Source organism: Symbiopectobacterium sp. (assembly GCF_051710365.1).
Taxonomy (GTDB): domain Bacteria; phylum Pseudomonadota; class Gammaproteobacteria; order Enterobacterales; family Enterobacteriaceae; genus Symbiopectobacterium.
In genome coordinates this window covers 1-26,780 of the sequence record NZ_JBPETA010000026.1, presented here as the reverse complement: position 1 = coordinate 26,780, position 26,780 = coordinate 1, and the positions used below count along the sequence as shown (strand labels likewise).

The following is a 26,780-nucleotide window of genomic DNA, read 5'->3' as shown; positions in this document are numbered from 1 at the left end:
TGATGCGCCGCGCGATATTTGAAGCAAAAACGTGCGATAAATGGCGGGCTACTTTTGTTTCCATCAGTGCAACGAAATTACACTTTTATTTTTCATCAGAGCCACTGTGACTTGTTCGAGCGTTTCGCTTAACTGGAAAATATTTGTAGATGCTGGTTAATGAAACCCCATACAGTAATGCAAGCTGTTTTCTGCTATGACCATTCGCCAATAATTTTTGAGCTTCCTGTTGCTGTGCAAAAGATAGCGACTGAGGTCTGCCGCCAATACGCCCCCTACTTCTTGCTGCGGCTAAACCTGCCTTGGTACGCTCAACAATCAGTTCTCGCTCCATCTGCGCCAACGCGCTCATCACATGGAAGAAAAAACGCCCTGCGGATGTAGAAGTATCAATGGCATCCGTCAAACTATGAAAATGAATACCTTCATCTTCCAGTTTGGAGATTAAAGTAATCAAATGTTTAATGCTGCGACCCAGCCTGTCGAGCTTCCAGACCACCAGAGTATCCCCCGATTTCAGGCAGTTTAACGCGCGTTTTAATCCGGGTCTCTGGTCTGTTTTTCCACTGATTTTATCCTCAAAAATCTGCTCACAATTTGCGCAAATCAAGGATTTTTGCTGTAAATCGGTGTTTTGGTCATTTTTTGACACCCTCATATAGCCAATTTTTGCCATTTTTAACCTTTTCTCAACCTCGGTAAGCCTTGTAATCGCTGGTTTAGGTCAAAATTTTAGCTAAACTCTCGATGTTGTAAAACCTTGGTTTAACAGAAACGGTAGATTGTGCAAAAAATGCACTGGACAAACGTACCGGCGGCACCGTCAAGGGCGACATTATGTCACAGGGTACCCAAATTTCGCTAAAGGGAGATGGCCGCAAGCATCTGGGTTTTCATAATCAGGACGGTAGCGTTCGCATGTGGCTCTACAAAGACAAGGGTGGTGATGGCGTCCGGCTAAACAACGGCCATGACGGCGGTGGTGAGTACGTTTTTCATAAAGATGGCGGTTTTCGTGCTCCTGCTTCCGTGCATGCAGGAGCGGCAAAAATGGCCAGCGACGGTAATCTCTACGGTAGCATGTGGGGTAATCAATGGCTGAACGTTTACCTGAGAAATACCTTCCAGCCCAAAGGGACATACGGTCAATCGAATACGGCAAAGCGCGAGGTCAACGGATGGTGGAAATGCGGGGACACGGGGTTAATTATCCAGTGGGGGAGATACGGAAAAGGCCAGGTTGGAACCTATGATTTCCCGCTGCCAATAAGGTTTCCCAAATCGGGACTGTTCTGTATCGGCTACGCCGGTGCTGCGATACCCTATGATGAAGATCGCGCGTCCAATTCAGCCCATCTGGTCGATAACGCAACCGTCAGGGTGACAGTGGATGGCGGTCCTGAAACTGTGGTTCTAGCCATTGGTTTCTGAAGGAAGAGAAAATGTACTACTACAGTGCGAAGGAAAACACATTCTGCCCGGCGGAATTGAGACAATCGTATATTGACGCAGGGAGCTTCCCGGAGGATGTGATTGAAGTGAATGATGATGTCTGGCTTGAATTTGCGGGCAACCCGCCGCCGGACGGCAAGGAGCGCGCCGTGGGCGAAGCGGGTCTGCCTGTCTGGATAGATATTCCTCCGCCCACACCTCAACAGCGTATGGATGAGGCTGAGAGGAAAAAAGCCGCGTTGATGCAAAAAGCCTCCGCCGCCATGGCTCCACTACAGGATGCTGTAGACCTCGCTATGGTCACGGAGGCAGAAAAGGTGCAGCTTGTCGCGTGGAAGAAATACCGTGTGCTGCTTAATCGGCTCGATATCAGCGGCGCGCCGGATATAAAAGTGGCCAGCTCCTCCTTCAGAAACCAATGGCTAGAACGACGCTTTCAAGACCGTTATCTATCGTCACCCTGACGGTCGCGTTATCGACCAGATGAGCTGACTGGGACTGACCATCAGCCCAAGAGTTAATCGCAGTACCAACATAGCCGATACAGAACAATCCTGCATTAGGAAACTTCATGGGCAGCGGGAAATCATAGGTTCCAACCTGGCCTTTTCCGTATCTCCCCCACTGGATAATTAACCCCGTGTCCCCGCATTTCCACCATCCATTGACTTCCATGTTCGCGGTATTCGCTTTGCCGTAGGCCCCTTTAGGCTGGAAGGTATTCTTCAGGTAAACGTTCAGCCATTGATTGCCCCACATGCTACCGTAGAGATTGCCGTCAGCGGCCATCCTTGCGGCTCCTGCATATACGGAAGAAGGGGCACGAAAACCGCCATCTTTATGAAAAACGTACTCACCACCGCCGTCATGGCCGTTGTTTAGCCGGACGCCATCACCACCCTTGTCTTTGTAGAGCCACATGCGAACGCTACCGTCCTGATTATGAAAACCCAGATGCTTGCGGCCATCTCCCTTTAGCGAAATTTGGGTACCCTGTGACATAATGTCGCCCTTGACGGTGCCGCCGGTACGTTTGTCCAGTGCATTTTTTGCACAATCTACCGTTTCTGTTAAACCAAGGTTTTTCAGAAAAAGATTCTTGTCTGGGATGTCCGCCCCATTTTCATTTTTTGCCAGCTTTTGGCTTAACAGTTGCGTCACGCTTTCGGCAAATTTCGGGTTATTGCTGATGGCCTGCGCGAGCTTGTTGAGCGTATCTAAATCTGAGGGCGCATTGTCGATCACCGCGTTCATTCTATCATTGACAATTTTCACCGCTTTGGGGGTCGCCGCTTCCGTTTCACTGCTGCTCTGATTGGCACTGCTGAGCTTGACGAAACCTTTTTCACTTAAGCTTGCATCAGGGTGGTTTCGGGAGCGCGTATGCGCTGTCAATGCCGCTTCGGCATCTTTTAATTGTTGCTTTAACCAGGCGGTCCGATTAGCCAGTCCACGTGCGGGTCGATTGGTAATACCGTCTGGCCCACCCAATACCGGATCGGAGGTCTCTATCTGGTAGATACCGTCCACCCATTCAGCCGTTTCTTTTAAATGGCTCATTTCATCATTCTCCATACTGCGCTATTCCATGCTCTACTTTTTTTGATGATAACATATTCTACGAATGCGTATTCAGTCAGTATTTTTGTATACCTTTAGCTGCTGCCATGATTATAGCGCCCGTTATAGGTCGTCTGAGCGTTATAGCGCAACGGCACTGCCGTATAATCCAGTGCCACCAGTTCGCTACGCGCCGGCGCAAAGGCCGCCAGTGTCTCGCGTAATTTTGCTGCCTGGTCATTGGTGATAAGCCGATTGAGCATCACCCGGTACAGCGCCCAGTGCGTCTCGCTATCGGGATACGCTGTCGCCTGTTCGGGTTTTAGCGCCGCTGCGCCTTCAGTTATCGTTACCTCCCCCAACCCCAGCGCCCGTATCATGGCACGGAGTGACCAGGGCGTGCCTTTATACCGATGCAGGGTTATCGCCGATTTCAGCATCGCGCGGCGGGCATCATCCGATTCCGCCAGATGCCAGCCATTGACACCGGTCAAGGCCAGTTGCCCAGCCAGCCAGGGCAAGGCGGACACCTCGGTCACATCCAGCAGATAAACCAGCAGGGGAGTCAGGTCAATCTGCTGCAACCGCGCGGCCTGCGCTGCCAGCGCCTGAAAATGTTTCTCGGCGGCAAGTAAGGGCGGTAACAGGGTGTTATCGGTCATCAGCACTCTCCGCGCCCAGGGTCAACTGAATATCGGTACAATGCGCCCATTGCTGGGCCGCCAGTACCGTCGGCTCAAGGGTATTGAAACTGGTGAGCTGCACCCGGTAAACGCCGGGGACCGAGAGTGCCGCGATAATCTGACTGGGGACAATATCCCTGCCCAGCTTTGTTGCCTGGCTTGCCGCATACTGCTCAGCAGCCAGTTGCGCCTCTTTCAGCACCGGCTCCCCCGGCTGGCTGGCATAACAGGTCAGCTGGGCGCTAATCGCATAGTCGACTTTCTCAGGTGCCAGCACCTGCACCGTATCGTTAAGCGGGCGCACCCGCTCTTCCGAGCACAGCGCCGTGACCAGGCTGAGTACCGTCTTGTCCGGCAGCCCGCTGGTCAGCAGCGGATACAGGTTGACCGTCCCCGGCTTCGGGCGGGTCACCGCCACATCACAAATCCCCGGATGGGCACTCATGGCATGAAAACGGTACGCTTCGCGTGAACCGGCGGTACTGAAGGACGCCGGGGCAAGACGAATACGGCTTCGCAAATGCTCATCGTCCTCAGCGTCTGAGCCGCCCGCGCTCGGCGTGGTATTGGTCACCTGGATATCCCGGTCATCGATGGCCTCCATCAGGGTGCTGATTTGCGCCGGTTGCCAGCCATTACCCTGTATCCCCGCCTCGCTGCAGGTCGCACTCACCGTCACCCTGGATGCCGTCGGCGTCAGCCTGACTTCGCTGTCGGTGGTAAATATCAGACTGTCCGTGGCACTTAGCCGTGTGCCGGCTGGTATCGGTATCGTCACCGGGGGCGCGACCGGCAGCGAAAATTCCACCGTGGTGCGTGCCGGTTGTGCTGGGAGACGGTAAACGCCAACCAGCTCGGCCAGATAGTCCAGCATCGGGGCACGGGCAAAGGCCACCAGGTTTTGCTCAGCCGCCGACTGGATAGCGCTCAGCACCAGGGTTTCCCGGTAGGCGAACAGGTCTATCAATAGCCGCTCAGCCTGCGCCGGCCACAGGGTCTTGCCGCTGGCCGCTTCATAGGCCGTGATCATCTCGCGGGTAATGGCCTGCGCATCCGCTTCAACAAAAACCGGCTTCTCTAGGGTTAACGCCATGCCACCTCCGTTTGCTGGTAAGCCTGACGGCCTGGCAGTCGCCAGCGCAGTTGGAGATTGACCCGCTCACCCTGCGCATCCAGCGTGACCTGCTGTAATTCGCAGCGAGACTCCCAGCGTCTGATGGCCTCCACCGTTTCCCGTACCACATGCGGCAAGGCGCGCTCAGTGGGCATATCCAGATAACGATGCAGATCACTACCAAAATCCGGTCGATGCGGGTCGCTGCCTTTCGGGGTCCCCAAAATCAGTCTTAGGCACTGCTGAATATCTTCGATGCCACTGACCCGTTCACCCGGCGCGTGCAGCGCGGGTTGCCAGTCTGCAGTGCTGAGGACGGTCATTGTGTTCATCAAACGCGTTCCTCCCTCACTTATAACGGCTTGCCGGTAGGCTTACCGTCATGTCCGTTGCTGTGTTGATGGTGTTGCAGCGACACCCGACCCGCCTGGATATCACCGCTGGCCTGGAGCGTGCCGTCAATGATGGCGGCCAGGCCACTGCCGCCCGAGCCGCTCATGCCGCCCTGGTAAGTCAGTTTCCCTTGCACCGTCAGGTTGCCGGTCGATACCGTGTTCGGCGCATCCAGCAGCAAGGTGTCACTCGCCTTCACCGTGGCGTTTTGCGTCTGGATCAGTACAGTGGCCTGGGTGATCAGCGTCAGGGCCTGTATCTCGCCCCCGATAGCCATCGCGTGGTTTTTGCGGTCATACTCGACAAAAGTCCCGTCGGCAAAATCTACCCGCCGTTTATCGCGGTTCGCCACCGTCGGGCGGTCTACCTCGGAATACACCGCCCCTAACACCACGCCGTCATCGCCGTCAGCATCCAGCAGCAGACTTACCTGCTCACCCACATCCGGCAGCCCGTAATCCTTGTTATTCTGGGTATTACGTTGCAGTACCGGCAGCCAGGCGGTGCGCAGGTTATCACAGGTCGGCAGACGTACCCGGACCCGAACGTTTTGCTCATCAATCTGGCTCACGGTACCGAACATCAATTGCAGTGCTTTCATAATTATTTTTCTCCGCGTATCGTCTCTTTTTCACTCAGCGGACCCACACTGCCATCGGCTTTCACCCCAATCACCTGTTGGGTCGCCGACGTATCCGCGCGAGTCTTTTTCCTGTTCGTGCGCGCCATCGGCCCCTGGCCCAAGGTGAGTTCACAAGTGTAACCGCTTTGGCGCGACAGGGCATGGCGAACTTCAGTGATCAGCCACATCCCGGACAGGCGACCAAAATCGTCAAGCCGCAGCGTTAACCCGGCACGAAACAGCGTATTACCTGCCAGCTCCACCGTCGCTACCCGTTGATATTCATTATGCCGGTTCAGACCCGCGCATACCTTGGCGGTCGCTTCTTCCCGGCTACGTGCCCGGCGGTGCAGTCTTAAGGTATCGGCGCTGGTCGTGCGCCCCTGTTTTTGAGCGACCGTTTCTCGCGCCACTTCGCCTATCGTGCCATCGGCCTTGACGCCCACCGTGACCAGCTGTTTGCGCTGGCTGTCCTGGTATTTCACTTTGCCCTGCTGGTAGATACGGTTAAGCGTATCGCGCAGGCTGTAGTGACTGACGGCTTGCGGGGTAATGACGTTAACCGGCGATGCCTCACGCAATCTGACGCGCTCAGAAAAAATCAGCTTGTGTGGGGTGACTTTGACGATATAGCCGTATTCCTCCGCCAGACGGCGCAAAAAGGCCAGGTCGGTTTCATGTTGCTGTGTTACCCGGTCAAGGGGCAGTGGCGCAATCTGCCCTTCCAGTGTCAGGTGGTGTTTTTGTGCAATCCGCCTGGCGATAGCCGTCAGGGTGGTCTGCTCAAACGCCCGGTAGCTCCGGGTCCGCAGCGCGGTGGTCACCGAAGCGGATAACCCGCGCAGCGACACCGTATCCGGCGGGCCACTGAGTTCAATTTCATCAATCGAAAAGGTGCCACAATGGCGTAATGGCTCACCGACTACGCCGAGCGCCAGCGAAAGTGTATCCCCTTTGCCCGGATACCAGGCCCCGCGCCAGCGCCCGGCGCTGTCCTCCAGTTCGACCGCCAACTCGTCAGACTGACCACTGAGCTGATCGGTAAAGCGGATCCCGAGCACGTCCGGGGTGATATCGTGCGTGATGTCTTTTTGACCATAATGCAGGGTCCAGGTCGGGGCGGATACCGCCTGCGGTCTTTGTGTCGTTAACGTAACCATGGCGGCGTCTCCTCAACGGTGTCCTGCGCGTTAATCAGCGGGATAGCCAGGGTGATGCCGGCAGGCAACACCGGTGTAATGGGGATATCAGGATTGGCGGCAATGATCCGCACATAGCCCAATGCGTCACCGTAATAGTGGGCGGCCAGCGTATCCCAGCGCTCGCCCTCACGGGTAATATGCTGCCAGGCTCCCGGCTTATGTTCCTGTTCATGCTGGCTTGCAGACATCGTCCTGTTCTCCTTTAGCGGCGCGTCACCAGATGCCCCGCCAGACGGCTAAGTACCGGTGCCACGTCGTTCCAGGTACTGACGGCACCGCCCACCTGACCGGCCACCGTATCAAGCGTACCAGGCAGGGCATGCCCGGTACTGGGGGTCAGGGTACTGAGCGTGTTTTTCGCCTGGCTAGCTGTGGTCGCCACCTTGCCTGCGGCACGGGTCAGGCTGCTTGCCGCCGGAAAATGCGTCTCCAGGCCGGCGAGCATCGGTAGCGCCTGTATCAACGGGGTGGCCACCTCACCCAGGCTATTTATCACCCCGGGGACGCGCGTTAACGCCGCGACCGGATCCGCTTTCATCTGGCGCGCCACCCGGATCGCCTGTGATGCCGTGGCCAGTGCCGACTGAGCCTGACGGGCCAGACCCACCGCCCGTGATAGCGGTGTACCGGTGGCGATCGCCCGGGTTAGCCCGGCGGCTTTTTTATTCAGTGTCGTGGCCATCGCCGGCGGCTTAAGCGGTTGGCGCAGATCGCCGGTAAATTCACGCAGACTGATATCGACCTCCAGGCATTGGGCAATACCGTCGGCATGCGCCAACAGCGTGCGACCGGTGAGCGTGGTGATCACAAAATGCCCCAGGTACTCGCCATTGCCGAGCACAAACGCCAGTGCCTGATGAGCACGACAGGCGGCCTGTAGCCGTTGCCATTGCGCGGTCGGTTGACAGTACTGCTGATGAAACCGCACGCTTAAACGGTATTCATCGCACTTGTCGCCGACCCACTGCAAACCGGGTTTATGGCCAATGCGCGCCTGTTCAGCAAACTCACCGCCGAGGGTGGCTTCCAGCGCGGTAAAGCCGGTCTGTAACTGCACTTCAATCTCACCCAGGATCGCCAGCATCAGTGAAAGTCCCGCCGTTGTTGTTGGTGCATCAGCTGCGCCAGGCGTTTTTCCAGCTCACGCACACTGATAGCCAAGGCGTCACGCAACGCGGCTGGGGCCGCCTGAGACTGACCGTTCATCACAATCTGCGGCGCAAAGGTGATCTGCATTCCTGAAAATTCCTTCCCCTGACCGGCAGGGGGGAGCGGGGTATCAGGCCATTGGGGCACACGCGGGGACGGTGGTTGCATCAGCGGCATCAGGCCGCCGACGGCGCGTTCTAACGCGGGCGTGGTGCGGGTAATGCCCAGCACCGCGCCCTGCACAATATTATCCCCCAATCCGGCAAAGACCGTTGAGGGACTGTGTATGCCGAGCGTCTCCTTAAACCAGCCCGACACACTGTCACCAAAATTGACAATGGTCTCTTTGGCGGCGGTTAAACGACTCTTGATCCCGTTGACCAGACCATCAATCAGCTGGCAACCCGCATCGGTAAAGTGGGCGGGCAGTTCAACATGGAAATAGCCCATCACCCCGGCGAAGGCTTTATAGAACAGTCCCACTGGCGACCAGTTAAGGATAAGCGCACCAACATCAGCCATACCGCCGGAAAACGCCTGTTTCACCTCGGCCCAACGGGCCTGAAAGAAAGCGCTTATCGGCGTCCAGTAGCGGTAAATGAGGTAAGCCCCGGCAGCAATCGCGGTAATGCCTAAGCCAATCGGGGTAAACATCAGTGCCCGCCCCAGCCACAGCAGCGCCTGTCCGGCCATGCGCAGGCCCGTCACCAGCCCGCCGCCCAACACCTTACCCAATCGTCCCATCCCGCCCGCCAGTCGGCTTAAGCGCCCACCCATGCCGAAAGCACTCTGGAGTAACAGCCAACCGGTACGCAGCCGGTTAAACCCGCCCCACAGCAGGCGTATCGGTGAACCCAGCACATTAAGTGCCAGACGAACAGCCAACAGTGCGCCCTTAAACAGCAGGAGGCCGCCCACGGTTTTGGCGATACCGCTGACCAGTTGCGGGTGGGTTTTGACCCAACCACTGGCCGCATTCAGATAAGGCAGTACCGTTTGCGTTAACGACAACACCGCAGGAGTGAGTGATTCACCCACACAGAGTGACAGCTCTTTTGTGGCAACGCCTAACTTTTTCATCTGCTCAATGGGTGAGGCCAGACGTTTTTTATAATCACCGGCTAATACATCCTTGTCAGCGGCAGCCAGGGCTTGAGCGCGGATTTGCCGGTACTTGTCCATATTGGCCAGCATCGGACGCACAAAGGCCATTACCTGCATATCGGCAAACAGTTCACCCAGGCCAAAGTTCTGCTGCAGGGCCAGTAACGCCTTGTCGCGCGCGGTATCGTCCTGTAGCGCCATCGCCGATTTAAATTGTGCCAGCGCCTCGGGACTCTTCTGCGCCAGATAGCTTTGCAGGGTATTCATCATCCCTTCAATCGGCGAAATCCCGTGCACTTTTTGCTGCATTAAGGATTTTTCAATATCGATACCGACATCCCCAAAGCGTTTTTGGGTTTCCGGGGCAAACACCTTTTCAAGAAAGTTATTAAAATTGTTCGCCGCTTTATCGGTGCTACCGGCACCCATTTTCGCCACCTGCAAGGCGGCGACCATCTCCGCGACGGCCGCCTTGCCCTGGGCCACGTTGGCCATTTGTGGGGCCAGCTCGGGCAACCACTTCACCTGGTCAGCGATTTCAAATGACCCGGCCTTGCCCCCTTGCGCCATGATGTTCTGTACCGCGGCAAAATCTTTCGCGGCAATGCCCAGCGACTGCTGGGTGGTCACGGCGGCCTGCGCCCAGAGTTCAGCCGACGTCCGGGTGGCGGTTGCGCCTCGGGCGATGTGGGGCAGGTAGGCGCGAATATCGTCCAGACGGTCAATATTGTTACCAATCAGCGCGCTGGTTGCGGCCTGTAAATCATCCTGGGTCTGGTTGTATTGCTGGCTCCAGGCGCGGATATCTTTACCCAGCGCTGCCTGGGTGGCACCGTCGTAACCGGCGGTGATACCCATATCGACCAGATTGTCCTGAAAGGTCATCGACTGCCTGACTGACGGCGCGACCGCGCCCACCGCGGCTGCCGTGGTGGCCCCTAACGCCAGTCCTTGCCCCATCAGGGCCTGTCGTTGTTGCCCGGCAATCTGACTGGCCATCATGGTCTGATGCAAACGGCGATGCTGTTGCTCGAGGCGGGAAAGTGTCTGGCCCACCCGACCCAGCTCGCTATTGAGGTTACGCGCCGCCTGCCCACCCAACTGACCGTAGCGGGTCATTGCCTGGGTCAGTTGCTGCTGGCGGGATTGCAGGCGACGGGTCGTTTCACCCAGGCTATTCAGGCTGCGCCGGGAGTCGCCCATCGCCGAGCGAAAGGCACCGGCCACCGCGCCCTTAATCACCACCCCAATCGAAAATGTGCTCGACACCACGTCACCTGCCCTTGTTACCGCTGATTACCGGTTACCGTTTTGCCCATATTCCTGCCGGATTTGAGCCGCGGCTTCCCGCAAATAGTCGTCAAATTCCACCACGGTCAGCGCATCCAGCTCAGTCGGCTGCCAGCGGAACCATCTCGCCAACAGTGCCTGCGCCTGACGCAGCGCCTTCGGCGATTGCATCCAGCCCCGCAAACTGGCGAAAGTGGCTTTGCAACTGTTGATAATCCACCAAATCCATCGTGTCGATATCTTCCGGTATCAGGCCGGTCATGCGGGCAATCAGCAGGCTGTCCCAGTCATTGACGTTTTCACTTAAGCGGCGTACCGCCTTGATGTCACTGACTTTGAGCCGGCTTAACGTGACCCGTGTCAGCATTTCACCGCTGCCCAGGGCGTAAGGGTATTGCAAACTATAATGAATACGGTCTGTCATCATCACTCCTCGGATTTTCAGATTAAGCACCCAGATTGGCGCGGTAGTCGGTGAGCATATCTTCACCGTTGATTTTAAAAATATTGGCGATCACATCCAGCTCCAGCAGCACCTGGCCATCCATGACCTGCTTGATATAGCTGCAGGTAAAACTGCTGCTCATCTCCGGCACCTCATGCTGCTTGAAGCTGCCCAGGCTATTTTTGCTGAACATCACCGTCATAAACACCGCCACCGGCAGTTCATCCTGGCGACCCTGTGCCGGGTTATAGCGCTGCAGGCTGCCGCGACATTGCAGCGGATACGCCTTGAAAGGATTAATGGTGCGCAGCGCCACCTCTTCATACAGGCTGGTCCAGTGAATTTCCCCTTCCAGCTTGTCAAACCCCGCCGGTAACTGAATTTTGCCTATCATCCCCAGCGCCTGATGCTCCTGCTGCACCACGTTGATTTCCGGTAGTTTGATTTCTTTTGCCCGACCCAGCAGGCTATTGCCGTCCAGGTAGACGTTGGCATTGGTCATAAAATGCAGTGCATTACCCGCCATGGCGTACTCCTCTTCGTCTTTTTTTATGTCGGGTTATCATGATGACACCCCGCTTTTGAGTATTGTCAGGTATTCATCGGTGATTTCCGTCTCAAAGGTCAGCTGCTCCATCGGCACCGGCGGCGTATATTGGTAATTCAGTTTCAATTGACCCAGACTGAACGCGTCTTTGGGGTTGTTCGCCGGATCATACCAGCAGTGAAAACCTCGCAGTGCGCCATCGGCTACCAGCCGACGACCATAGGCATTGACCGATTCTGTCAGGGAATCAACCAGTGCCTGGTCGATAGGGCGGTCAAGATATTGCAGGCTAAAATAGCGGATGGATTCATTAAGCATGTCGCCGGTGCGCCGCACATTTTCAAAATTCTTCAGATGCGTCACGGTCGGCCAGGCCGCCGTGCGGTTGCCCCACAGCCTCAATCCGGTACCAAAGCTGTTAAACACTGTGGTAATGCCATTCTGGTTAAGCAGATTGACCTCGCTATTGGCGTCATCAATGCGCGCACTTAACGGGCGCTCAATACCCACAATGCCCATCAGCTCCTGATTGGAAGACGACCACCAAAACCCTTTTTCCCGGTCAACTTTTGCCCGCAGGCCAGCGGCGCGCGCTGAGAGCGGCTCCAGACGATTCTGGTTCGTCGCCTTGTCATAGACCTTGACCTGCGGATAACACAGGCGTACCCGGTCAGAGGCGGTATTAAAATTAATCGTGCCTTGCGTCCCCCGTCCGGCTATCGCCTGGGCAAACGTTGTCCCCGCCGGGGCATCAATATAGGCAATGGCTTCACAGTGGTGGGCCAGGGCAATCATGGCGCTGGCCACGGCATTCTGGTGCGAGAAGCCGGGAGCAATCAGCAGCTTGGGGCGAAAGCCAAACAGGCTGTCGGCATTTTCCAGCGCTTTCATGCCGGTACGCTGGTCGGCAGCATTGGTGGTGCCCAGAATGTCAGCGGCGGTGATTTTTGAGACATCCGGCGTGTTATAGGTGACACTGACGGTGGCCCCCAGTGCAATACTGCCCGTGGTGACACGGGTGACTTTGCCGGTCGCGTACGCCACGGCATAGTCGGTCGCCGCCTGAAACAAGGTCTGCCCATCGACGCTTTTCACCACCATATCGCCCACGGGTAATTGAGGCAGCGTGGCACTGTGGTGCGATTTATCGAAGGTCACACGTTCGTCGGCGACGCCTTTCTGATGGGTTTTGGGGTCAAACACATTGACCACTAAAACGGTACCGACACCGTGGTCATAGATAGCGCGCAAGGCCTGTGGCAGGGTAAATCCACTTGCCTCATCGCCAAACTGCGCCGCGTCTTTTTCCGACAGGCACAGGGTCAGGGTATTGACCGGGCCTTTGGGCGCGGTACCGACCAGCCCAATCACGGACGATTTTCCCGTTTTGACCGGACGGGTCCCGCGTTCAATTTCCAGCGTATCAACGCCGTGATGGTTTTCTCTACTCATGGGGTGACCTCGTTACTTTTTGTGTCTGATGGCACTTTGCCGCGTTTTCTGGCTGGCATCACTAACGCTGTGCTGACCGGCGCTTCGACGGGCCTGGCCTCATCAGCGGGAAGCGCCACGGTGTCGCTCGACAATGTGATTGCCTGTGCCAACGGTACAGTCACGATGGGGTCGACGGTGGTTTCTGCTTCCTGACCCAGAAAGGTTAAGTAGCCCTGCGCTTCCAGCCCCAGCACATAATCGTTATCCATCGGCAAGGTCACTTCCTGACCCGGCCAGAACATCACATCCAGGATGCTGCCATTCGGTAAACGTAACGAAGCACCGCCCATCTGTTCGCCGTCATAACGATAACGGGCCGGTTTGCCGGTCGGCTGTTGCGCCGCCTGTGATCGTTGCTCAAAGTCGGTCAGCGGTTTAGGCGGTTCGCGTGGCGCGTCGGGATAATCAAATCCCAGAAAGGTCAGCAGTCCCTGCGCTTCCAGCGATAAAATAAACGGATGATCGACCGGCACATCGACCACCTGGCCGGGATAAAACATCACATCCTGGGTGTGCCCCTCCGCCAGACGCAGGGGCGCACCATTGGGGGATTCACCGTTGTAGCGAAACTTCGCCATAGACCACCTCGTTATTCTCTGTCTTCGTCATCCCTTCCCGGGGACGGGGTAAGGCGTCCTGCGGCCAGTCCTGCACAAACCAGGTTTCGGTGGCCACCGTCAGCGCGTATTGCCATAAGCCTTCTGATTGCCCTAAAAAGACCTCATCAATCAGCCACAGCGCACGGCGACAGTCTGGCGGCATAAAGCCCCCGATGGCCTGACGCAGCGTATCGAGTACCGCAATCGCCCCGTCATTACCGTTGAGCTGGCGCATGACCAGGGTCAGTGTGAAATGCAACACCCGTGGCTGAAACACCATCCCAACATCCTGGATATCGCCGAAACGTGAGCGGGCAAAACTGAGCAGCACCGCACCGAGCGGATGATTGAGATGAAACCGTTCCGGCTGCTCAGGAAAGAAGGTGACCTCCAGCTGCGGCAAGCGTTGTTTCAGCAGGACCAGGATGGCGCGCATGATATCGAGTGTCATTCAAACTCCTCCAGCAAGCCACCGGGACCACTAAAACGCGCTGGCCGGGCGTGGACATGAAAGGCCCCCGGCTCAGGTATCGCCTGTCCCTGTCCTTCGACACCGAGCGTTAATTTGCCGTCGCGCAAGGCTTCCAGCATTTTCAAGGTGCCGCGATAAACCTCTTTTATGGCTTCCGGTAATTGGCCTTCGGGACGACGCAGGTATAATCGATGCGTCACCAGATTGACCGCCATATCGCGCAGTACCGTGGGAACGGTTTCCAGCGGCAGGACATAACGCCCGCGCAGATGGGCATCAATCAGCTCATCGGCATAGCGGATGGCCTCGTTGAGCACCCTCGGGTTAATCTCATTGGGCAGCTCCCTCGTCAGACCCTCGCCTGAGACATCCTGTGTCAGCTGAACCAACGTATGGTGAGAGAGCAATTGCCCGATATCTTCCGGGGTACAGTAGGCCATCAGATACCTCTGACCATGCGGATAATCTCGCCCGCTGCCGTCGCGCTATCTACTGCCACACCCACCGTGGAAGCCGGTAATGCGCCTTTATCTAACGCCGCTTCCGGAATAACGCGGCCCTCCCCATCGGATTTCAGCAACTCTCCCGCACTGATGGCGGCCCCGGCCTCCACCGCCATGATGCCCATCACATTAACCGGGATCGCATCCCCTTTTTTACCGGAGACCTCGGCGACGCCAAGTTCCGTTCCCACGCCCTTAAAGGTTTTTCCTGAGAAGCCGACCAGACGGTGTACGGTCAGATTTTCTGCCGCCACCCGGGTCGTTGTTAATACTACCTGTTGCGTGACCATGCCTTATGCTCCTTTAATGCCGCTAATCAAGAAACCTGCCTCACTGCCGACCACCGCCACCTTGTAAATATCGGTGTAGCGGATATTGACCACCTTGCCGCCAACACTGTCAAAGCGATCGGCCAGTGGCATGCCCTGACGGCGGAAGGTATAGCCAAAGGACGGGCTATGTTCATCGGCGCTGTCACTGCCGGCTGAGGCGGGACTGACCACATGCAGCATCAGGTTGTCTTTCCACAGGTCAGTGGTGCTTTTACCGTCTTTGGCCAGCTGCACCGGCGCGCCAATCAGCACCTCATCCACCTGGAATAAATCTTTTAAAATCTCGGTGGTGATACGTTTGCGTTCGTTCCCGCCCAGCGCGTCTTGCAACACCTTATGGAAGCGCAACAGCGCCATCACGCTGGCCCCCATGGTAATGACGTTGGGGCGTAGGCCGATATTGGCCCGCACCACTTCCATCCCGGCTTCAATATCTTTCAGGGGATCCCCATTTTTCTTGTTCCAGGCGGCCTCTCCCGCCAAGGCTTTGGTGGCGTTGTCGGCATAGACCGAGGGCGATTGGGCCAGCTCAGCGACATACTGCTCACGGCGCAGCAAAATACCGTCGGTAGCCCGTTTAATCGCCTTGATTTCCTCATTAAACATCGATTCCGCCTGTTCGCGGTGATCGACTGGCACCGCCAGATCATGCTCATCGAGCACGATATCGGTGAACGCCTGTTGCTCTCTTAACAGAATATTGCTGTTGGCCCCCACCGCGCGTTTGGTTTCATACAACGCCAGGCGGCCTTTACCAAAGGTCGGCACCTTGACGCCTTCTTTTTCTACCCTGACGAGAGGAAACAGCTTTTCCCCAATCAGGCTGGCATTGCGGTATTCAGCGGCAATGTGGGTCAGCACCGGGTCGTTGGCCCGTTTGCTTTTTAAATAATCAGACATAGGACTCTCCTGCCAGGCAGCGCTTCACCGCCGCTTCGTAAGGGATGGACTCACGCGCCTTAAGCGCCATGGCCTGTTGATGCAGCGTATCCGGATCGGATGCCCGCTCACTAAAGGTCAAACTGTTTTGCGGCGTGTTGCCTCTTCCCGGCACCGCCCGCTGACTAAAATCAACCAGCGGGGTAGCGCGGGTAAACAGGGACTTGACGGCATCAACCAGCGGCTGCGTCGTGCTGCCTTCACTGAAGGTCAACGCCTGCTCTTTGCCAGACAGCGCATCCAGTAACGCCACCACCACCGCTTGTCCAGCAGGGGCCAGGCGTGCTTCATTAATCAGACTTTCGGCAAACGCCACATTGACCTCATGGGCGACGTTGGCGGCCTGCGCGGCTTTTTCGGCTTGATGGGCGCTAATCTGTTGCTTTAACGCGGCGTTCTCGGCTTGCAGCCGTTGATTTTCCGCTTCATTTTTTTCCACGGTAAGGTTCTCCGTTGTCAGGGGCGGTGTGATGAGCCTTGGCTCAGAAAAGGTATTGGTCGCGGTGGTTAAGAGCGGCGTGTCAGGCTGGGTGCGCAAATAGTGACTGAGGAACGCCCGTAAACGTGCAAACAGCGGATCGTGATCGCCCTGCATGTCTTCACTCAACACGATGACCCCTTCTTCGCCTTCACTAAAGGTCACCGGCTTAAGCCCCTTGACCGCCGGCGGCTGGGCACCCAGGAAACCGACGTGTTGCAAATAGTAAATACCGGGCACCGGATTATGGGGTGAATCTGGTGCATAAAAGGCGGCTGAGATTTTTTTGTAACGCCCACTGACCACCGATTCGCTAAATGTCGGCTCCAGTTGTTGTGGTTCGGCTATCAGTGAGCGTCCTTGCGCCGACAGCCGTTTGATCCAGCCATAAGCCGGTGCATTGGTCGTCGGATGACCGATCACTATCGGCGCTTCATGTAAAGCCGGATCATAGGCATTCGCACAGACATGCAAATCATTTTCACTAAATGTCACGCGGTCACCGGCTCCGGTAATATAGTGGCCAGGCTTGAGAATATGCAGGGGTTTCATGGCACCTCCATTGACTATCATGCCAGCAGTGTATGCCGGGGCGACACATTTCCCTTTTAAAGGGCTTTAAAGATTTTCATTTGCGTCTTTTTTAAAGACAAATGAATGACGAGGCGGCTATCGGGGATAACCGCGTCAGGAAGGGGTTTATAAAGCTTTATAAAGGGCGGAAACGCGCTCCGGTGTCGCGTTGTATCCTTTACGCGTCCGAAGGCGTCAGAGGGCATTTAGCGGAGGCTAGCCTGTTGCAAATAATCAAGGACCTCATCGAGCAGCTGGCGTTTGACTTCAGCCTGTAGCTGTCCCGCCTCGGATACCGGAAGGTAAGGGCGCGGGGGTAGCGTTACTGACCCACCGCGCCCCGCTTTCCCACCCTGTTGATGAAGTCGGGCATAAACGCGATTCGTGCCGACCATAGCCTGATGAGCATCATATTCCGGCGTCACGCTGCGGCGCAAATACCCGTCACGGGAGAGCGTCATGCCCTGGCGGGCGAGTGCTGCGACCGACGGTTGCCAGCGTGGCCGCCCCTGTTCTTCAAAATTAAGGTCGGTCGCCGTTTTTAGCGTTTCAGACCAGCGTCGCATCAGCGGGGTCAGGTCGTAAGCGGCGTTCTCCAGTTGCTTCAGGGCCTGTTTAAGGTCGTTATCGGTTATCTCAACCGACAGGAGGGTGGGGTTCATTTAGCGCTCCCGAGTGCTTTGATAGCGACGGCGTGTAACGGCCCCTGATAGCGACTTAAATCCGGTCGATAGCCTTCACCGGGATTATATGACCAGCCAATATCCGGGGAAAACACGGTATGCGGGTCGAGTGTCAGCTGGGCCACCGGCTGCATTTCGCCGGTTTTGCGCGAGACCACCTGTAACGACCAGCACAGGCGGTCGTCGGAGGTTTCCACTGTTAGCCCGCGCGCCTTAACATCACGCGCAGACAAGGCAATCACGCTACAACGGCAGCGCCAACCATTGGGCGGGTAGAGCGCGCGCCATACCGGGTCATCAGCATGAAACACCCTGCCATGCAGTGCCAGATGACTTTTGCGGGTGCGGTTATCCCGTATCGCCACATACATCCAGTAAGGGCGCGCCGCGATATTTTCCCGCATTTCCGCCCAGCGTCCGGCGTTGTACAGGGTGGTGAGATTGGTGCGGTAAATCGTCTCCAGTCGCTGCGGGCTGCCTGATTGCACCGTGACCGGCTCACCGCTGACCGGGTCAGTGGTCTCCTGTTGCCCCCACCATCCCTTGGTCTGCAGTACCGGGGTTAGCTCTTTGGCAAACCATTGCCCGGTTTGTCCCTCAGCCAGCGAGGTTTCCAGCACCTGATAAATGTCCTGCAGGATATCCAGTCGTGTCACCTTGGCCACCGTCGCACTCTGGGCATGGGCCTGCTGCCACACGTCCTGCCAGTCCCAGGAAAAGGTAAAACCTTTGGCTTTTAAGTAGGCTATCGCCCGCCTGGGCGGCAGGCTAAACAGCGCCGCCAGTTCGTTATCATTGAGTGTCGGCATGTAACCTCCCCCAGACGTTGGCAACAAACAGCACCCGGGCTAACGTCTCCTGGAGCGCGTCCGACTGCATCTGTGGATACAGTGTGCTGAGCTGCTCTATCAGCTCGTGGGGAGCAACACCGGATTGTACCGCATTAAATAACGGCGTGAGCAGTGGTTGCAGGGTGTTGTCCAGCGTCCCTTTTTTCATCAGGCTGTCCAGTGCCCGGTCAAGCTGTGCCTGGGCATCGGATGCGGTCTTTGTTTCGTCCTCGGCAAAAGTCAGCGCGGGTGCGGAGGGAGAAGTGGCGTCTGGCTCGCTTTCCATCAGCAAATCGCCCGGTTGCAGGCCATATTCACGCTGATAGTATTGCGCGCTGAAAAAACCGGCGGTTTGCGCCAGACTCAGGTCACGTTTGGCCTGCACCTCATCGATGGTCTCCTGCTCCCACAGTCGCCACGTCGGCACCGGCACATCACCAAAGTTCAGCTCAACCAGCCAGCGGAGTATCTGGTTTACCGCACTCATCACCATCACCGCGTCGCCATCGCGGATATCGGCAGCCACTTCCAGCCCGGCCTGGGCCGAGGCGTGATTGGTTTCGGCTTCGGTGGTCTGGTTCTGCCCCAGCAGCGCAATGGTAATTTCACTGCGTGCCATTTCAATCAGGTCTTTATACAGGCTGCTCGACGCCCCTTTGGTGGCCGGCTCCTTGAATTCAATGCTGCTGTCATCCGGGATAACCGCCACCGCATCCTGCACCATCTGCTCGAGCGAGTGCAGCAGTGGCCCGATATGCGCCTGGTCCTGACCACGCGGATGACGCCCGACTACCCAGGGGGTGCCGTACTTCTCGCTAAAGCGCATCCAGAACGACCAGCCCGCTTTCTTGAATGTCACCGGCCAGAAGCACAGCGACAGTTCAGCAAAGCCGTAGGGGTTATCAAAGGTAGCGTCTTGGGTGGCCACCACAAATTTGCGCGGCGGTAATAACTCGCCCGCCATCCCCGACTGCTGGGCCTGAAAGCGCAGGCGATTCTCCGCATCAAAGGTAAACCACTCCGGCGGCTTGCCCACCACATCGCTCACCACCAGATGGCGACCGTCTTTGACCCAGGTCAGTTCGGCGGGTTGATAGCCAAAAAAGGCGGCGTCCAGCAGTTCACCGATGAGTCGGTTCATGTCCCACTGTGCCAGGGTCTGTTCAATAAAGCGCACCACCTGGGCGGGCGCTTGCCCCGGCTCCAGTCCGCGCTCCAGGCATTTGACTGCGGATTTCCGCCGCCGGATACTGCTGCCGACCAGTGGTTCGGCGCGCAACTGGCGGTAGACGCTAATCGCCTGGCCTCTGGCGCGCAATATCGGGTCGGGATTGGGTAAATGCCCAAACAGTTGCCCCAGCCCCGCAGGACTGCGTGCCCGGGTGGCAATGTCACTGAATAATGCTTTTTTATCGATAATCATCAATATCCCTCCAGCAATGACGAGACCTGACGCGGGCAACAGGAGTAAGCGCGCACCGGCCCCTGCGGTTGGTCAGCGGCATTAAGCGCTAAAAACAGCGCCCAGGCACGGTCAGCGTGACCAGCGGCATCACTGTCGGCGACAAAACGCGGTGCGCCAGTCGGACTCATCACTTTTTTTAGCTTATGCAAATCCGCCCGCAGTGCCCCATCCCCTTGTGGCAGTCGCAGGCGGCGGTCTTCAAACACCTCTTTACCGCGGGTGGCCAGCGTCAGCTTGTTGGGCGGTGTGAATAACACCCCTTCAACCCGCGTGCTGCCATGACGGCGCTTCGCATCTTCCACCGGCTTCTCCCCCATGCCGGTCTGGTCCATGCAGCAGCGCAATACCCGGTAGTGGGCAAAGACCGCATCGAGCAGTGCATCCTGCTCGGCAAACGGGGCGCGTTTGCGGGTAATGATGTCGCGCGTCCAGTACACATCGCCGACCTGCTCCATCACCCAAATCACAAAAAGGTCATGGCGCAGACCGATATCGACCCCGACAAAACAGGGGCCGCCGTTATAATGCTCCGGCTTGCCCGCCTGCGGGTGTTCAACGCCATCAATCAGGTCATAGGAGAGCCAGGCTGAAGCTTCATCCAGCCACTGCAACTCAAACTCCTGTGACCAGGCGTCTTCATCATTGAGCGCCTGTCTGAGGGCGCCCACATCCCGGGGTAGGCCATCTTTCACCGCCTGGTGAATATCGACCCGATGGCGCGACCAGACGCTGTCCAGCGACGGGTCGGTCATCAGCTCATAAAACTTGTTGCCCTTGCCATTGGGGGTGGAAGTGACACGCAGTTTGTAGCCGTTCGATATCACCGGAAACAGCGCCGCCCAGATTTTGCGGCTGTCGGCATGAAAGGCAAACTCATCGAGAAACACATTGGCGGCAAAGCCCCGTGCCGTATCCGGGTTGGCTGGCAGGGCGGTAATGCGTGAGCCGCCGGGCAACACGGCCTCTAACATCGTGTAACGCTCGCTGCCCGTGCCTTTGATGCCGCCTTCAATTTCACGGATGGCCAGACCGTACACCTGACAATGCTTCTTTACCCCTTCCTCCATCGCTTCTTTGGCCTGGCGCTCGCCGCGCGAGAGGATCACCCAACGCGCCGTACCCCCGATGGCTTCCACCCTGAGACAATCATCGACAATTTCCAGTGTGGTGGTAAAGGTCTTGCCGGTCTGACGGGCAAAACAGCCAATCTTGAAACGCGCGGGATCCAGCATCCAGTGTTGCTGGTACGGGTAGAGTGTCACGTTTTTGCTCATGCGATAATCCCGTAAATTTCTTCACGCACCCGCTTCAGGGTGTCCAGACTGACATGTCCCTTGCCTTGCTGCGCTGCTTCCTGCTCCAGCGTAGCCATTTCCGCGCTGATTTTTTTAAGCTGCCCTTGCAGTTTTTTCAGGCTGACGCTGGCATGAATAATGGGTGCCAGATTTTTCGCCATGCGGGCAAAGCGCTCAGCCCGTTCAACCGGCGACCCCGCTTCTTCCTTGATGGTTTGTGCCTCCAGCAGGCTATTGAGTAATTCAGTCTGCACCAAAGCCATAATGGACTCTGAGCGGGTATCCTGGTCATCCGGCGCACCCTTGGTCAGTTGCCGCGCCGCTTCAGTCGCGTCACGAATAGCGGCAAAGCGGCGCTGCACCTTTTGACCGTAGCGGGAAATCTGCGCCCGACCGATGCTATACCCTTTCTCACGCAGCAACGTCTCCAGCTCGCGGTAGCCGCTGAAATTACGCTCGGTCAGCGCCCGGTCGAGCCATTCACGCACCGATGGAGGCAGCACCTCGATATGACTGCGCGGTGCCATCGTCACTCCCTCCAGTATTTGGCCGGGCGGGCAATGCCGGGGATATCGTCGGTGACGTATTCCACCAGATTGACCCCTTCCGGCGTTAGCGTGGCCGTCCATGAGCGTGCGGGCGGTCGGGTCAGGCGAACCAGACGTAAGCCCTCAAGGAACAGTAACTCTTTTTGCAGCTCCAGCATGGTCATGTCCGGGTAGAGCGAATGGCCCACATCCCACAGCAGCCGGTCATTGGCCGGATAGGGCCGTGCCTTGTTGACCACCTGCAGTAACACCCAGCGCAACCCTTCGCGGCGCGCCTGTTCGGTATTTATCATCTTTATCCTCCTGCCACCTGACGCAGTTGTATGGTTTCCAGCTTCTGGTAAATCGCGTCAAGCCGTGACTCCACCACCTGCTGATAATGAATAAATTCGTCGCGCCGGACATAACGCGCCGGCACCTCCACTTTGAACTCCAGGACTTCACGCTCAAGGCGCGACCCTTTATCGGATGCGTCGCGCATCAACCGCTCCAGCGAAGCAAACCGCTCAGCCTGGCGCTTTTCCGTCTCCCGGATAAACCAGCGGGCCAGCCCACCCAAAAAGCCTGCCAGCCCGAACAGATAGCTCACCAGCACCCAAAAATCGACCTGTAATGTCATGGTATTAATCCTTCAATATAATCCAGTAGCCCGTTTACCTGTGCCCGCCAGACCTGACATTGCTGCCCGTTGTCGGTGATATTGGCGAGGATATCGCGCTGGGTGACCGGGCTGGGCCTGAGCGGCTCACCAGCGGACGCAGTGGCCCTGGACGTGTTGCCAGCGCCGCCGGGAGCGGCGGCAGCGCCTGAATCATTGGCGTCGGACACACCGAGGGCGGCGTTGTAGTGCTGCACGAAGCCACGAGTAAACAAGCAGGACACAGCATGAGGCTGGCCTTTTTCATCCAGCCAACGTTGGGTAACATCATCTATCCGCCTGGTTAATTGTTGGGTTTGAGTGCGAAGCTGCGCTATGCGTGTCAGGTAGTCCTGTTCAGCCTGATGCGCTACCTTCACCTGATGGGTAAAACGTTGCTGCTGGGCGTTTAGGGCTTGCGCGGCCTGCTCGGCGCGCTGTTTCTCCTGAGTGGCAAACGTCTCGCGCAGCTGACTGATTGTTGCCTTGCAACGTTCTGTTGAGCGACCTATGCCTTGCGTGTAGCCGTGCCACCAAGCGAGCGATAACAGCGCGCCACCGAGCAGCACACCGAGGGTGTTTATCCCGCCCAGGCTAAACACAGCTTGCCCCTCCCCAAGTCAGGTAACGCGGTGCCAGGGCTTTTAAAATGCGGCGGGGATAATGACGATTCTCGCGCCAGGTACTTGCGCCACGTCCGGCATTAACCCGCTCAATGCTGTCAAACCAGCGCTGGCCGTCGTAGCCCTGCCGTTTTGCAAGACGGCGGTCACGCTGTACCCAGCCCAGGCCACCGTTGTAGGCCGACAGGGTCATCGCCATGCGCTCACAGCGATCCACCGCCGACAGGCGTTGCCATAGCCAGTGATCGAAACTCACCACTGCCCGCAGGCTCCAGCTGGGATTGAGCGGTGCTTTGGCTGCCAGTTCCGGCATTAATTCCCCAATCCATGCTGTGGTGGCGGGCATAAACTGCCCTAGCCCCTGCGCCCCGATGCGGTTAGTGATACCCGGCTGCCAGCTGCTTTCGTGCTCAATCTGGGCGGCAAAATCCGCCACTGGCGCATTGAGTCCCCACACCAGACGGGCGTTGCGTATCAGGTCAGCCCGGTACGGGAGTGCGGCTTGCGGCGGACGCACGGCATTCGCATCAAAGGCACCACCCAGCAGTAGCATCAGCAAAAAGAACAGCATCATGCCGGGTGGGTTATCGGGGGGTTGGTGGTTATTCATCATCACAGCCCCGTCGCCACGGCAAGACACACCGCCGCCACAATCACCGCCCGACGCAGCTGCGCAGCGGCAAACACCTGATGACAGCCGCCGCGCACCGGATGACGGCCCTGCGCCACCTCCGGATGGTCATGGTGCAGATATTGACCGGGACGGGCCTTGGGGAACAGCGAGCGGTCAAGCCAGTAACCGACCACCGCCGCCAGGGTGATCAAGGCCAGCTTATAGAGCACCACCGGCAATTGCTGCGGTGAGACCAGGCCAATCACCAGCAACAAACCGGCGGCGGTCAGCAGCCAACCGCTCAGGCGTGGGGTTTTAAATGGCGGTAAGGTCAATTTTTTTCGCGTTTTCATCACCATCTCCCTGACTATCAGGCAGACAGTGTGACAAGGCAGGGCGCTAAACGCTTTTAAAGTGGTTTACTAGTGGGGAGGTGGGTAAGTGGTTAGGTTAGGTTAGGTTAGGTTAGGTTAGGTTAGGAGCAGTCATTAGCTCCGACAGGGGCAAGGGAAAAAGCGCGACCCACCCGGTGCATGAACACCGGACAGGCCGTCAACACACAGAAGAGACCTGTGAGTCAACCGTGGCGCTTTCCGTCCTCGAGGACAGGAAAGAGTCTACATTAATTTCCATTAGTGAAAAAGGCTTACAGACAATGCAGCAACATTTTTTACCGGTAGTGCCCTGGATAGGCGGTAAACGGCGACTGGCAAAACAGATTTTACCGCGCTTCCCGGCGCATATCTGCTACGTGGAGCCATTTTGTGGCGCGGCGGCGCTCTTCTTTATGAAGTCACCGAGCAAAGCGGAGGTGATTAACGATATCAACGGCGAGCTGGTCAATCTCTATCGGGTGCTGAAACACCATCTGGAAGAGTTTACGCGCCAGTTTAAATGGGCGCTGGTCAGCAGGGCGATGTATCAATGGTTAAACATCACCCCGACCGAGACCTTAACCGATATCCAGCGCGCGGCCCGTTTCTATTACCTGCAAAAACAGGCGTTCGGCGGCAAGGTGGCGGAGCACACCTTTGGCGTGACCACCACCACTGCGCCACGCCTGAACCTGTTGCGCATGGAAGAAGAATTGTCGTTGGCTCATCTGCGACTATCACGCACCGCCATTGAACAACTTGACTGGGCAAGCTGCATTGCCCGCTATGACCGTCCACATACGCTGTTTTACTGCGACCCGCCGTATTGGGGAACCGAGGGATATGGGGTGGATTTTGGTCTGGAGCAATATGAAAAACTGGCGGGTATGGGACGAGACCTGGCGGGAAGGATGATTATCTCCGTCAATGATATTCCTGAGATGCGAGAAGTGTTTAGGGGGTTCGAGATGGAGAGCGTACCGATTCGGTATAGTCTCAACAGCAATCAGCCCACACAACGGCGTGAGCTGATTATCACCGTCAAATAACCCCCTCCGCAGCCACGGATGGGGGAAGACTTAAGCCCGGTGGCTAGCGGCTTTTTTCTCCGCCATGGCGGCCAGTGTACGATACGCAATATCTCTGGTTTCACCGGGAATATGGCGGAACGCGGTCAGTAAATTAGCCTCTTCCTCATCACGCACCACATCGAGCGCGCTGACTTCATCGCTGCGCTCCCCGGTAATAAGAAAGAGTAAATCCACACCAATAGCTTTTGCAGCAATCAAGTAAGCGGTATCAGGATGCCGCTCACTTTTTTCGTAATTATACTGGGTGAGCTTTTTGACACCACACCGCTCAGCAAAGCTCTCCTGACTGAGACCCAACCGCAGGCGCTCCGACTTGAGGCGGTCACCCACACCTTCCAGCGTCAGCGTGACCCACTGCTGGGTATCGAGCGGCGCTTGATTATCGCTTGCAGCAGACGGGAAAGTTTTATCGGTCAGTTGCTGGCTTAACTGTTGCAACTGCTTCTCTTTTTCGGCGACTAGTTGCTGGCTGCGTTTAAGCGCCGCTTCATCTTTACGCAATGTTGCCCGCAATTCCCGTACCGACATGCGGTCGACGTCATCCAGTGTCAAGCCCGCAATAGTGCCGCCTTCAGCGAGTTCGGCGAGGTCTTCGTCGTCTTCCAGCATCAACTCGTAGAGTTTAGCTTTGCCTAAAGAGACCAGCGTTGGACTTTTTGCTTGTAACGATGGGGATAAATACTTTAATGAAGCTTTCATTAGTCTTTTAGCGGTTGTATGAGTCAAACCCAACTGCTCTGTAACAATATTTATAAATTCGCCATGTGGCTCATTCTCTTTGATAACGATGAGTCGCTTGCCCGCCTCCAGCATGGCTTCCGCGCTCTGTGCCATATAGAAACGCGCCTCATGCACAATGCGTTCACGCTCATAGGGTAGACCATCACCAAAACGCGCCATCACCTCTTGTTGGGCGCTATTTTCTGCCTTTTTTTCAGGGTATGCAATTGCCCCCCCCCCCCCCGCAATCGTGATATTGTCCGCTGCACTCACAGACAGAGTGGTTGCCGCTTTTTTCTTTGCCATACAGGTCTCCTTTAGGCCGATAACAGCCAGTGATTTTAACTGTGATAAGGAATATACAAAAACAAACAAAAAAGACTTTACATTATTTTGCATGCCTTGGTATATTTATTTTTAACTTTTTATGACGGAGATAACACAATGTCACTACAACACCCTGCCGACTTTAAGCGCAGTTTTTATGACCGCATCTATCAGGGCTATCCGACGGTGGCAGCATGGGCACGCCAATCCGGCTTCAAACCCTATCAGGTTTACATGTTGCTTGATGGCTCCTGCCAGGGCTGGCGCGGGGAAGCGCGCAAAATTAAACAGGCTATTGAACAGATAATGGGGAAACCCATGCCATCAGGCAAAAAGCGCTATAAAAAATAACATTCGCCAGTTTCACTGACGGTAACACAATTTCCATTAATGAAAAAGAGGCTCTCCGATGAAAAACACCTTATCGCTCCATGCTTCTTCACGCACACGGCGGGCGCTGCGTATTTTGAAAGCCATGAAGGGGCATTACCGTGAGGGCCTGTCCAATAAAGCCCTGGCGACGCTTATCAATGACTCACCCGCCAATATCAGTCGTACCCTGCCGTTTTTAGTGGAAGAGGGCATGGTTGAGAAGCGCTTCAATGGGCACTACGCCCTCAGCG

The 26,780-nt window shown here is 56.6% G+C and carries 35 protein-coding genes; 5 read left to right on the top strand and 30 right to left on the bottom strand.

Annotated features, from left to right (window positions below):
• Positions 1–85: 85 nt before the first annotated feature.
• The gene (locus ACTBDZ_RS04225; RefSeq protein ID WP_438814370.1) at positions 86–676 is read right to left on the bottom strand and encodes a recombinase family protein; all 591 of its coding nucleotides are present in this window, start codon (positions 674–676) and stop codon (positions 86–88) included.
• Positions 677–837: 161 nt separating this feature from the next.
• Between ACTBDZ_RS04225 and ACTBDZ_RS04220 the strand changes: the two genes are divergently transcribed.
• Both ACTBDZ_RS04220 and ACTBDZ_RS04215 read left to right on the top strand, forming a co-directional pair.
• Positions 838–1,431 carry a gp53-like domain-containing protein gene (locus ACTBDZ_RS04220; protein ID WP_438814369.1) on the top strand — a complete coding sequence of 198 codons (594 nt, stop codon included), beginning with the start codon at positions 838–840 and terminating at the stop codon, positions 1,429–1,431.
• Positions 1,432–1,442: 11 nt separating this feature from the next.
• The gene (locus ACTBDZ_RS04215; RefSeq protein WP_438814368.1) at positions 1,443–1,916 is read left to right on the top strand and encodes a tail fiber assembly protein; all 474 of its coding nucleotides are present in this window, start codon (positions 1,443–1,445) and stop codon (positions 1,914–1,916) included.
• On the opposite strand, the gene ACTBDZ_RS04210 is transcribed toward ACTBDZ_RS04215, so the two are convergent.
• The 28 genes from ACTBDZ_RS04210 to ACTBDZ_RS04075 all read right to left on the bottom strand — a co-directional run bounded on the left by ACTBDZ_RS04210 (position 1,861) and on the right by ACTBDZ_RS04075 (position 23,998).
• Entirely contained in the window at positions 1,861–3,027 is a 1,167-nt protein-coding gene (locus ACTBDZ_RS04210) for a tail fiber protein (protein ID WP_438814367.1), read from the bottom strand. The genes ACTBDZ_RS04215 and ACTBDZ_RS04210 overlap by 56 nt on opposite strands.
• Positions 3,028–3,107: 80 nt before the next feature.
• Positions 3,108–3,674 carry a phage tail protein I gene (locus ACTBDZ_RS04205; RefSeq protein ID WP_438814366.1) on the bottom strand — a complete coding sequence of 189 codons (567 nt, stop codon included), beginning with the start codon at positions 3,672–3,674 and terminating at the stop codon, positions 3,108–3,110.
• Complete coding sequence (locus ACTBDZ_RS04200) at positions 3,664–4,788, bottom strand: baseplate assembly protein (RefSeq protein WP_438814365.1); 1,125 nt, start codon at positions 4,786–4,788, stop codon at positions 3,664–3,666. The genes ACTBDZ_RS04205 and ACTBDZ_RS04200 overlap by 11 nt, the downstream gene beginning before the upstream one ends.
• Positions 4,779–5,141: a GPW/gp25 family protein gene (locus ACTBDZ_RS04195; RefSeq protein WP_438814364.1), complete on the bottom strand. Its 363-nt coding sequence runs from the start codon at positions 5,139–5,141 to the stop codon at positions 4,779–4,781. Before ACTBDZ_RS04195 ends, ACTBDZ_RS04200 begins: the two co-directional genes overlap by 10 nt.
• Before the next feature lie 20 nt (positions 5,142–5,161).
• Positions 5,162–5,803: a phage baseplate assembly protein V gene (locus ACTBDZ_RS04190; protein WP_438814363.1), complete on the bottom strand. Its 642-nt coding sequence runs from the start codon at positions 5,801–5,803 to the stop codon at positions 5,162–5,164.
• 2 nt (positions 5,804–5,805) lie between these two features.
• Positions 5,806–6,984, bottom strand: coding sequence for a phage late control D family protein (locus tag ACTBDZ_RS04185; protein WP_438814362.1), 1,179 nt, complete (start codon positions 6,982–6,984; stop codon positions 5,806–5,808).
• Positions 6,972–7,214 carry a tail protein X gene (locus tag ACTBDZ_RS04180; protein ID WP_438814361.1) on the bottom strand — a complete coding sequence of 81 codons (243 nt, stop codon included), beginning with the start codon at positions 7,212–7,214 and terminating at the stop codon, positions 6,972–6,974. The genes ACTBDZ_RS04185 and ACTBDZ_RS04180 overlap by 13 nt, the downstream gene beginning before the upstream one ends.
• 14 nt (positions 7,215–7,228) lie before the next feature.
• The gene (locus ACTBDZ_RS04175) at positions 7,229–8,110 is read right to left on the bottom strand and encodes a phage tail protein (RefSeq protein WP_438814360.1); all 882 of its coding nucleotides are present in this window, start codon (positions 8,108–8,110) and stop codon (positions 7,229–7,231) included.
• Positions 8,110–10,548: a phage tail tape measure protein gene (locus ACTBDZ_RS04170; protein ID WP_438814359.1), complete on the bottom strand. Its 2,439-nt coding sequence runs from the start codon at positions 10,546–10,548 to the stop codon at positions 8,110–8,112. Before ACTBDZ_RS04170 ends, ACTBDZ_RS04175 begins: the two co-directional genes overlap by 1 nt.
• Before the next feature lie 121 nt (positions 10,549–10,669).
• On the bottom strand, positions 10,670–10,993 hold the full coding sequence (locus ACTBDZ_RS04165; RefSeq protein WP_438814358.1) for a phage tail assembly protein: 324 nt from the start codon (positions 10,991–10,993) through the stop codon (positions 10,670–10,672).
• 22 nt (positions 10,994–11,015) lie between these two features.
• On the bottom strand, positions 11,016–11,540 hold the full coding sequence (locus tag ACTBDZ_RS04160) for a phage major tail tube protein (protein WP_438814357.1): 525 nt from the start codon (positions 11,538–11,540) through the stop codon (positions 11,016–11,018).
• Positions 11,541–11,576: 36 nt separating this feature from the next.
• The gene (locus ACTBDZ_RS04155; RefSeq protein WP_438814356.1) at positions 11,577–13,013 is read right to left on the bottom strand and encodes a phage tail sheath subtilisin-like domain-containing protein; all 1,437 of its coding nucleotides are present in this window, start codon (positions 13,011–13,013) and stop codon (positions 11,577–11,579) included.
• The gene (locus ACTBDZ_RS04150) at positions 13,010–13,633 is read right to left on the bottom strand and encodes a hypothetical protein (protein ID WP_438814355.1); all 624 of its coding nucleotides are present in this window, start codon (positions 13,631–13,633) and stop codon (positions 13,010–13,012) included. The genes ACTBDZ_RS04155 and ACTBDZ_RS04150 overlap by 4 nt, the downstream gene beginning before the upstream one ends.
• On the bottom strand, positions 13,608–14,105 hold the full coding sequence (locus ACTBDZ_RS04145) for a Gp37 family protein (RefSeq protein WP_438814354.1): 498 nt from the start codon (positions 14,103–14,105) through the stop codon (positions 13,608–13,610). Before ACTBDZ_RS04145 ends, ACTBDZ_RS04150 begins: the two co-directional genes overlap by 26 nt.
• Positions 14,102–14,566 carry a gp436 family protein gene (locus ACTBDZ_RS04140; protein WP_438814353.1) on the bottom strand — a complete coding sequence of 155 codons (465 nt, stop codon included), beginning with the start codon at positions 14,564–14,566 and terminating at the stop codon, positions 14,102–14,104. Before ACTBDZ_RS04140 ends, ACTBDZ_RS04145 begins: the two co-directional genes overlap by 4 nt.
• Positions 14,566–14,919 carry a capsid cement protein gene (locus ACTBDZ_RS04135; RefSeq protein WP_438814352.1) on the bottom strand — a complete coding sequence of 118 codons (354 nt, stop codon included), beginning with the start codon at positions 14,917–14,919 and terminating at the stop codon, positions 14,566–14,568. Before ACTBDZ_RS04135 ends, ACTBDZ_RS04140 begins: the two co-directional genes overlap by 1 nt.
• 3 nt (positions 14,920–14,922) lie before the next feature.
• Positions 14,923–15,861: a hypothetical protein gene (locus ACTBDZ_RS04130; RefSeq protein ID WP_438814351.1), complete on the bottom strand. Its 939-nt coding sequence runs from the start codon at positions 15,859–15,861 to the stop codon at positions 14,923–14,925.
• Positions 15,854–16,930, bottom strand: a complete 1,077-nt coding sequence (locus ACTBDZ_RS04125; protein ID WP_438814350.1) for a peptidase — start codon at positions 16,928–16,930, stop codon at positions 15,854–15,856. The genes ACTBDZ_RS04130 and ACTBDZ_RS04125 overlap by 8 nt, the downstream gene beginning before the upstream one ends.
• A 227-nt stretch (positions 16,931–17,157) precedes the next feature.
• On the bottom strand, positions 17,158–17,613 hold the full coding sequence (locus tag ACTBDZ_RS04120) for a phage virion morphogenesis protein (protein WP_438814349.1): 456 nt from the start codon (positions 17,611–17,613) through the stop codon (positions 17,158–17,160).
• Entirely contained in the window at positions 17,610–18,443 is an 834-nt protein-coding gene (locus ACTBDZ_RS04115) for a phage head morphogenesis protein (protein WP_438814348.1), read from the bottom strand. The genes ACTBDZ_RS04120 and ACTBDZ_RS04115 overlap by 4 nt, the downstream gene beginning before the upstream one ends.
• Positions 18,427–19,887: a DUF935 domain-containing protein gene (locus ACTBDZ_RS04110; RefSeq protein ID WP_438814347.1), complete on the bottom strand. Its 1,461-nt coding sequence runs from the start codon at positions 19,885–19,887 to the stop codon at positions 18,427–18,429. The genes ACTBDZ_RS04115 and ACTBDZ_RS04110 overlap by 17 nt, the downstream gene beginning before the upstream one ends.
• Entirely contained in the window at positions 19,887–21,203 is a 1,317-nt protein-coding gene (locus ACTBDZ_RS04105) for a terminase large subunit domain-containing protein (RefSeq protein WP_438814346.1), read from the bottom strand. Before ACTBDZ_RS04105 ends, ACTBDZ_RS04110 begins: the two co-directional genes overlap by 1 nt.
• The gene (locus ACTBDZ_RS04100; protein WP_438814345.1) at positions 21,200–21,751 is read right to left on the bottom strand and encodes a DUF3486 family protein; all 552 of its coding nucleotides are present in this window, start codon (positions 21,749–21,751) and stop codon (positions 21,200–21,202) included. The genes ACTBDZ_RS04105 and ACTBDZ_RS04100 overlap by 4 nt, the downstream gene beginning before the upstream one ends.
• A 2-nt stretch (positions 21,752–21,753) precedes the next feature.
• Entirely contained in the window at positions 21,754–22,065 is a 312-nt protein-coding gene (locus tag ACTBDZ_RS04095) for a hypothetical protein (protein ID WP_438814344.1), read from the bottom strand.
• Positions 22,066–22,067: 2 nt separating this feature from the next.
• Entirely contained in the window at positions 22,068–22,391 is a 324-nt protein-coding gene (locus tag ACTBDZ_RS04090) for a hypothetical protein (protein WP_406941606.1), read from the bottom strand.
• On the bottom strand, positions 22,388–23,011 hold the full coding sequence (locus tag ACTBDZ_RS04085; RefSeq protein ID WP_438814343.1) for a hypothetical protein: 624 nt from the start codon (positions 23,009–23,011) through the stop codon (positions 22,388–22,390). Before ACTBDZ_RS04085 ends, ACTBDZ_RS04090 begins: the two co-directional genes overlap by 4 nt.
• Positions 23,004–23,642 carry a transglycosylase SLT domain-containing protein gene (locus ACTBDZ_RS04080; RefSeq protein WP_438814371.1) on the bottom strand — a complete coding sequence of 213 codons (639 nt, stop codon included), beginning with the start codon at positions 23,640–23,642 and terminating at the stop codon, positions 23,004–23,006. Before ACTBDZ_RS04080 ends, ACTBDZ_RS04085 begins: the two co-directional genes overlap by 8 nt.
• 2 nt (positions 23,643–23,644) lie before the next feature.
• Positions 23,645–23,998: a putative holin gene (locus ACTBDZ_RS04075; protein WP_280624567.1), complete on the bottom strand. Its 354-nt coding sequence runs from the start codon at positions 23,996–23,998 to the stop codon at positions 23,645–23,647.
• A 302-nt stretch (positions 23,999–24,300) separates the two neighbouring features.
• Between ACTBDZ_RS04075 and ACTBDZ_RS04070 the strand changes: the two genes are divergently transcribed.
• Positions 24,301–25,068, top strand: a complete 768-nt coding sequence (locus ACTBDZ_RS04070; RefSeq protein WP_438814342.1) for a DNA adenine methylase — start codon at positions 24,301–24,303, stop codon at positions 25,066–25,068.
• A gap of 30 nt (positions 25,069–25,098) precedes the next feature.
• Here ACTBDZ_RS04070 and ACTBDZ_RS04065 read toward each other — a convergent pair whose 3' ends face one another.
• Positions 25,099–26,136, bottom strand: coding sequence for a DUF3102 domain-containing protein (locus ACTBDZ_RS04065; protein WP_438814341.1), 1,038 nt, complete (start codon positions 26,134–26,136; stop codon positions 25,099–25,101).
• 138 nt (positions 26,137–26,274) lie between these two features.
• On the opposite strand from ACTBDZ_RS04065, the gene ACTBDZ_RS04060 reads away from it, so the two are divergent.
• Together ACTBDZ_RS04060 and ACTBDZ_RS04055 are read left to right on the top strand one after the other, a co-directional pair.
• On the top strand, positions 26,275–26,508 hold the full coding sequence (locus tag ACTBDZ_RS04060; RefSeq protein WP_438814340.1) for a hypothetical protein: 234 nt from the start codon (positions 26,275–26,277) through the stop codon (positions 26,506–26,508).
• A 58-nt stretch (positions 26,509–26,566) separates the two neighbouring features.
• Positions 26,567–26,780 (top strand): helix-turn-helix domain-containing protein (locus ACTBDZ_RS04055; protein WP_438814339.1); only part of this gene is annotated, 214 nt, incomplete at its 3' end.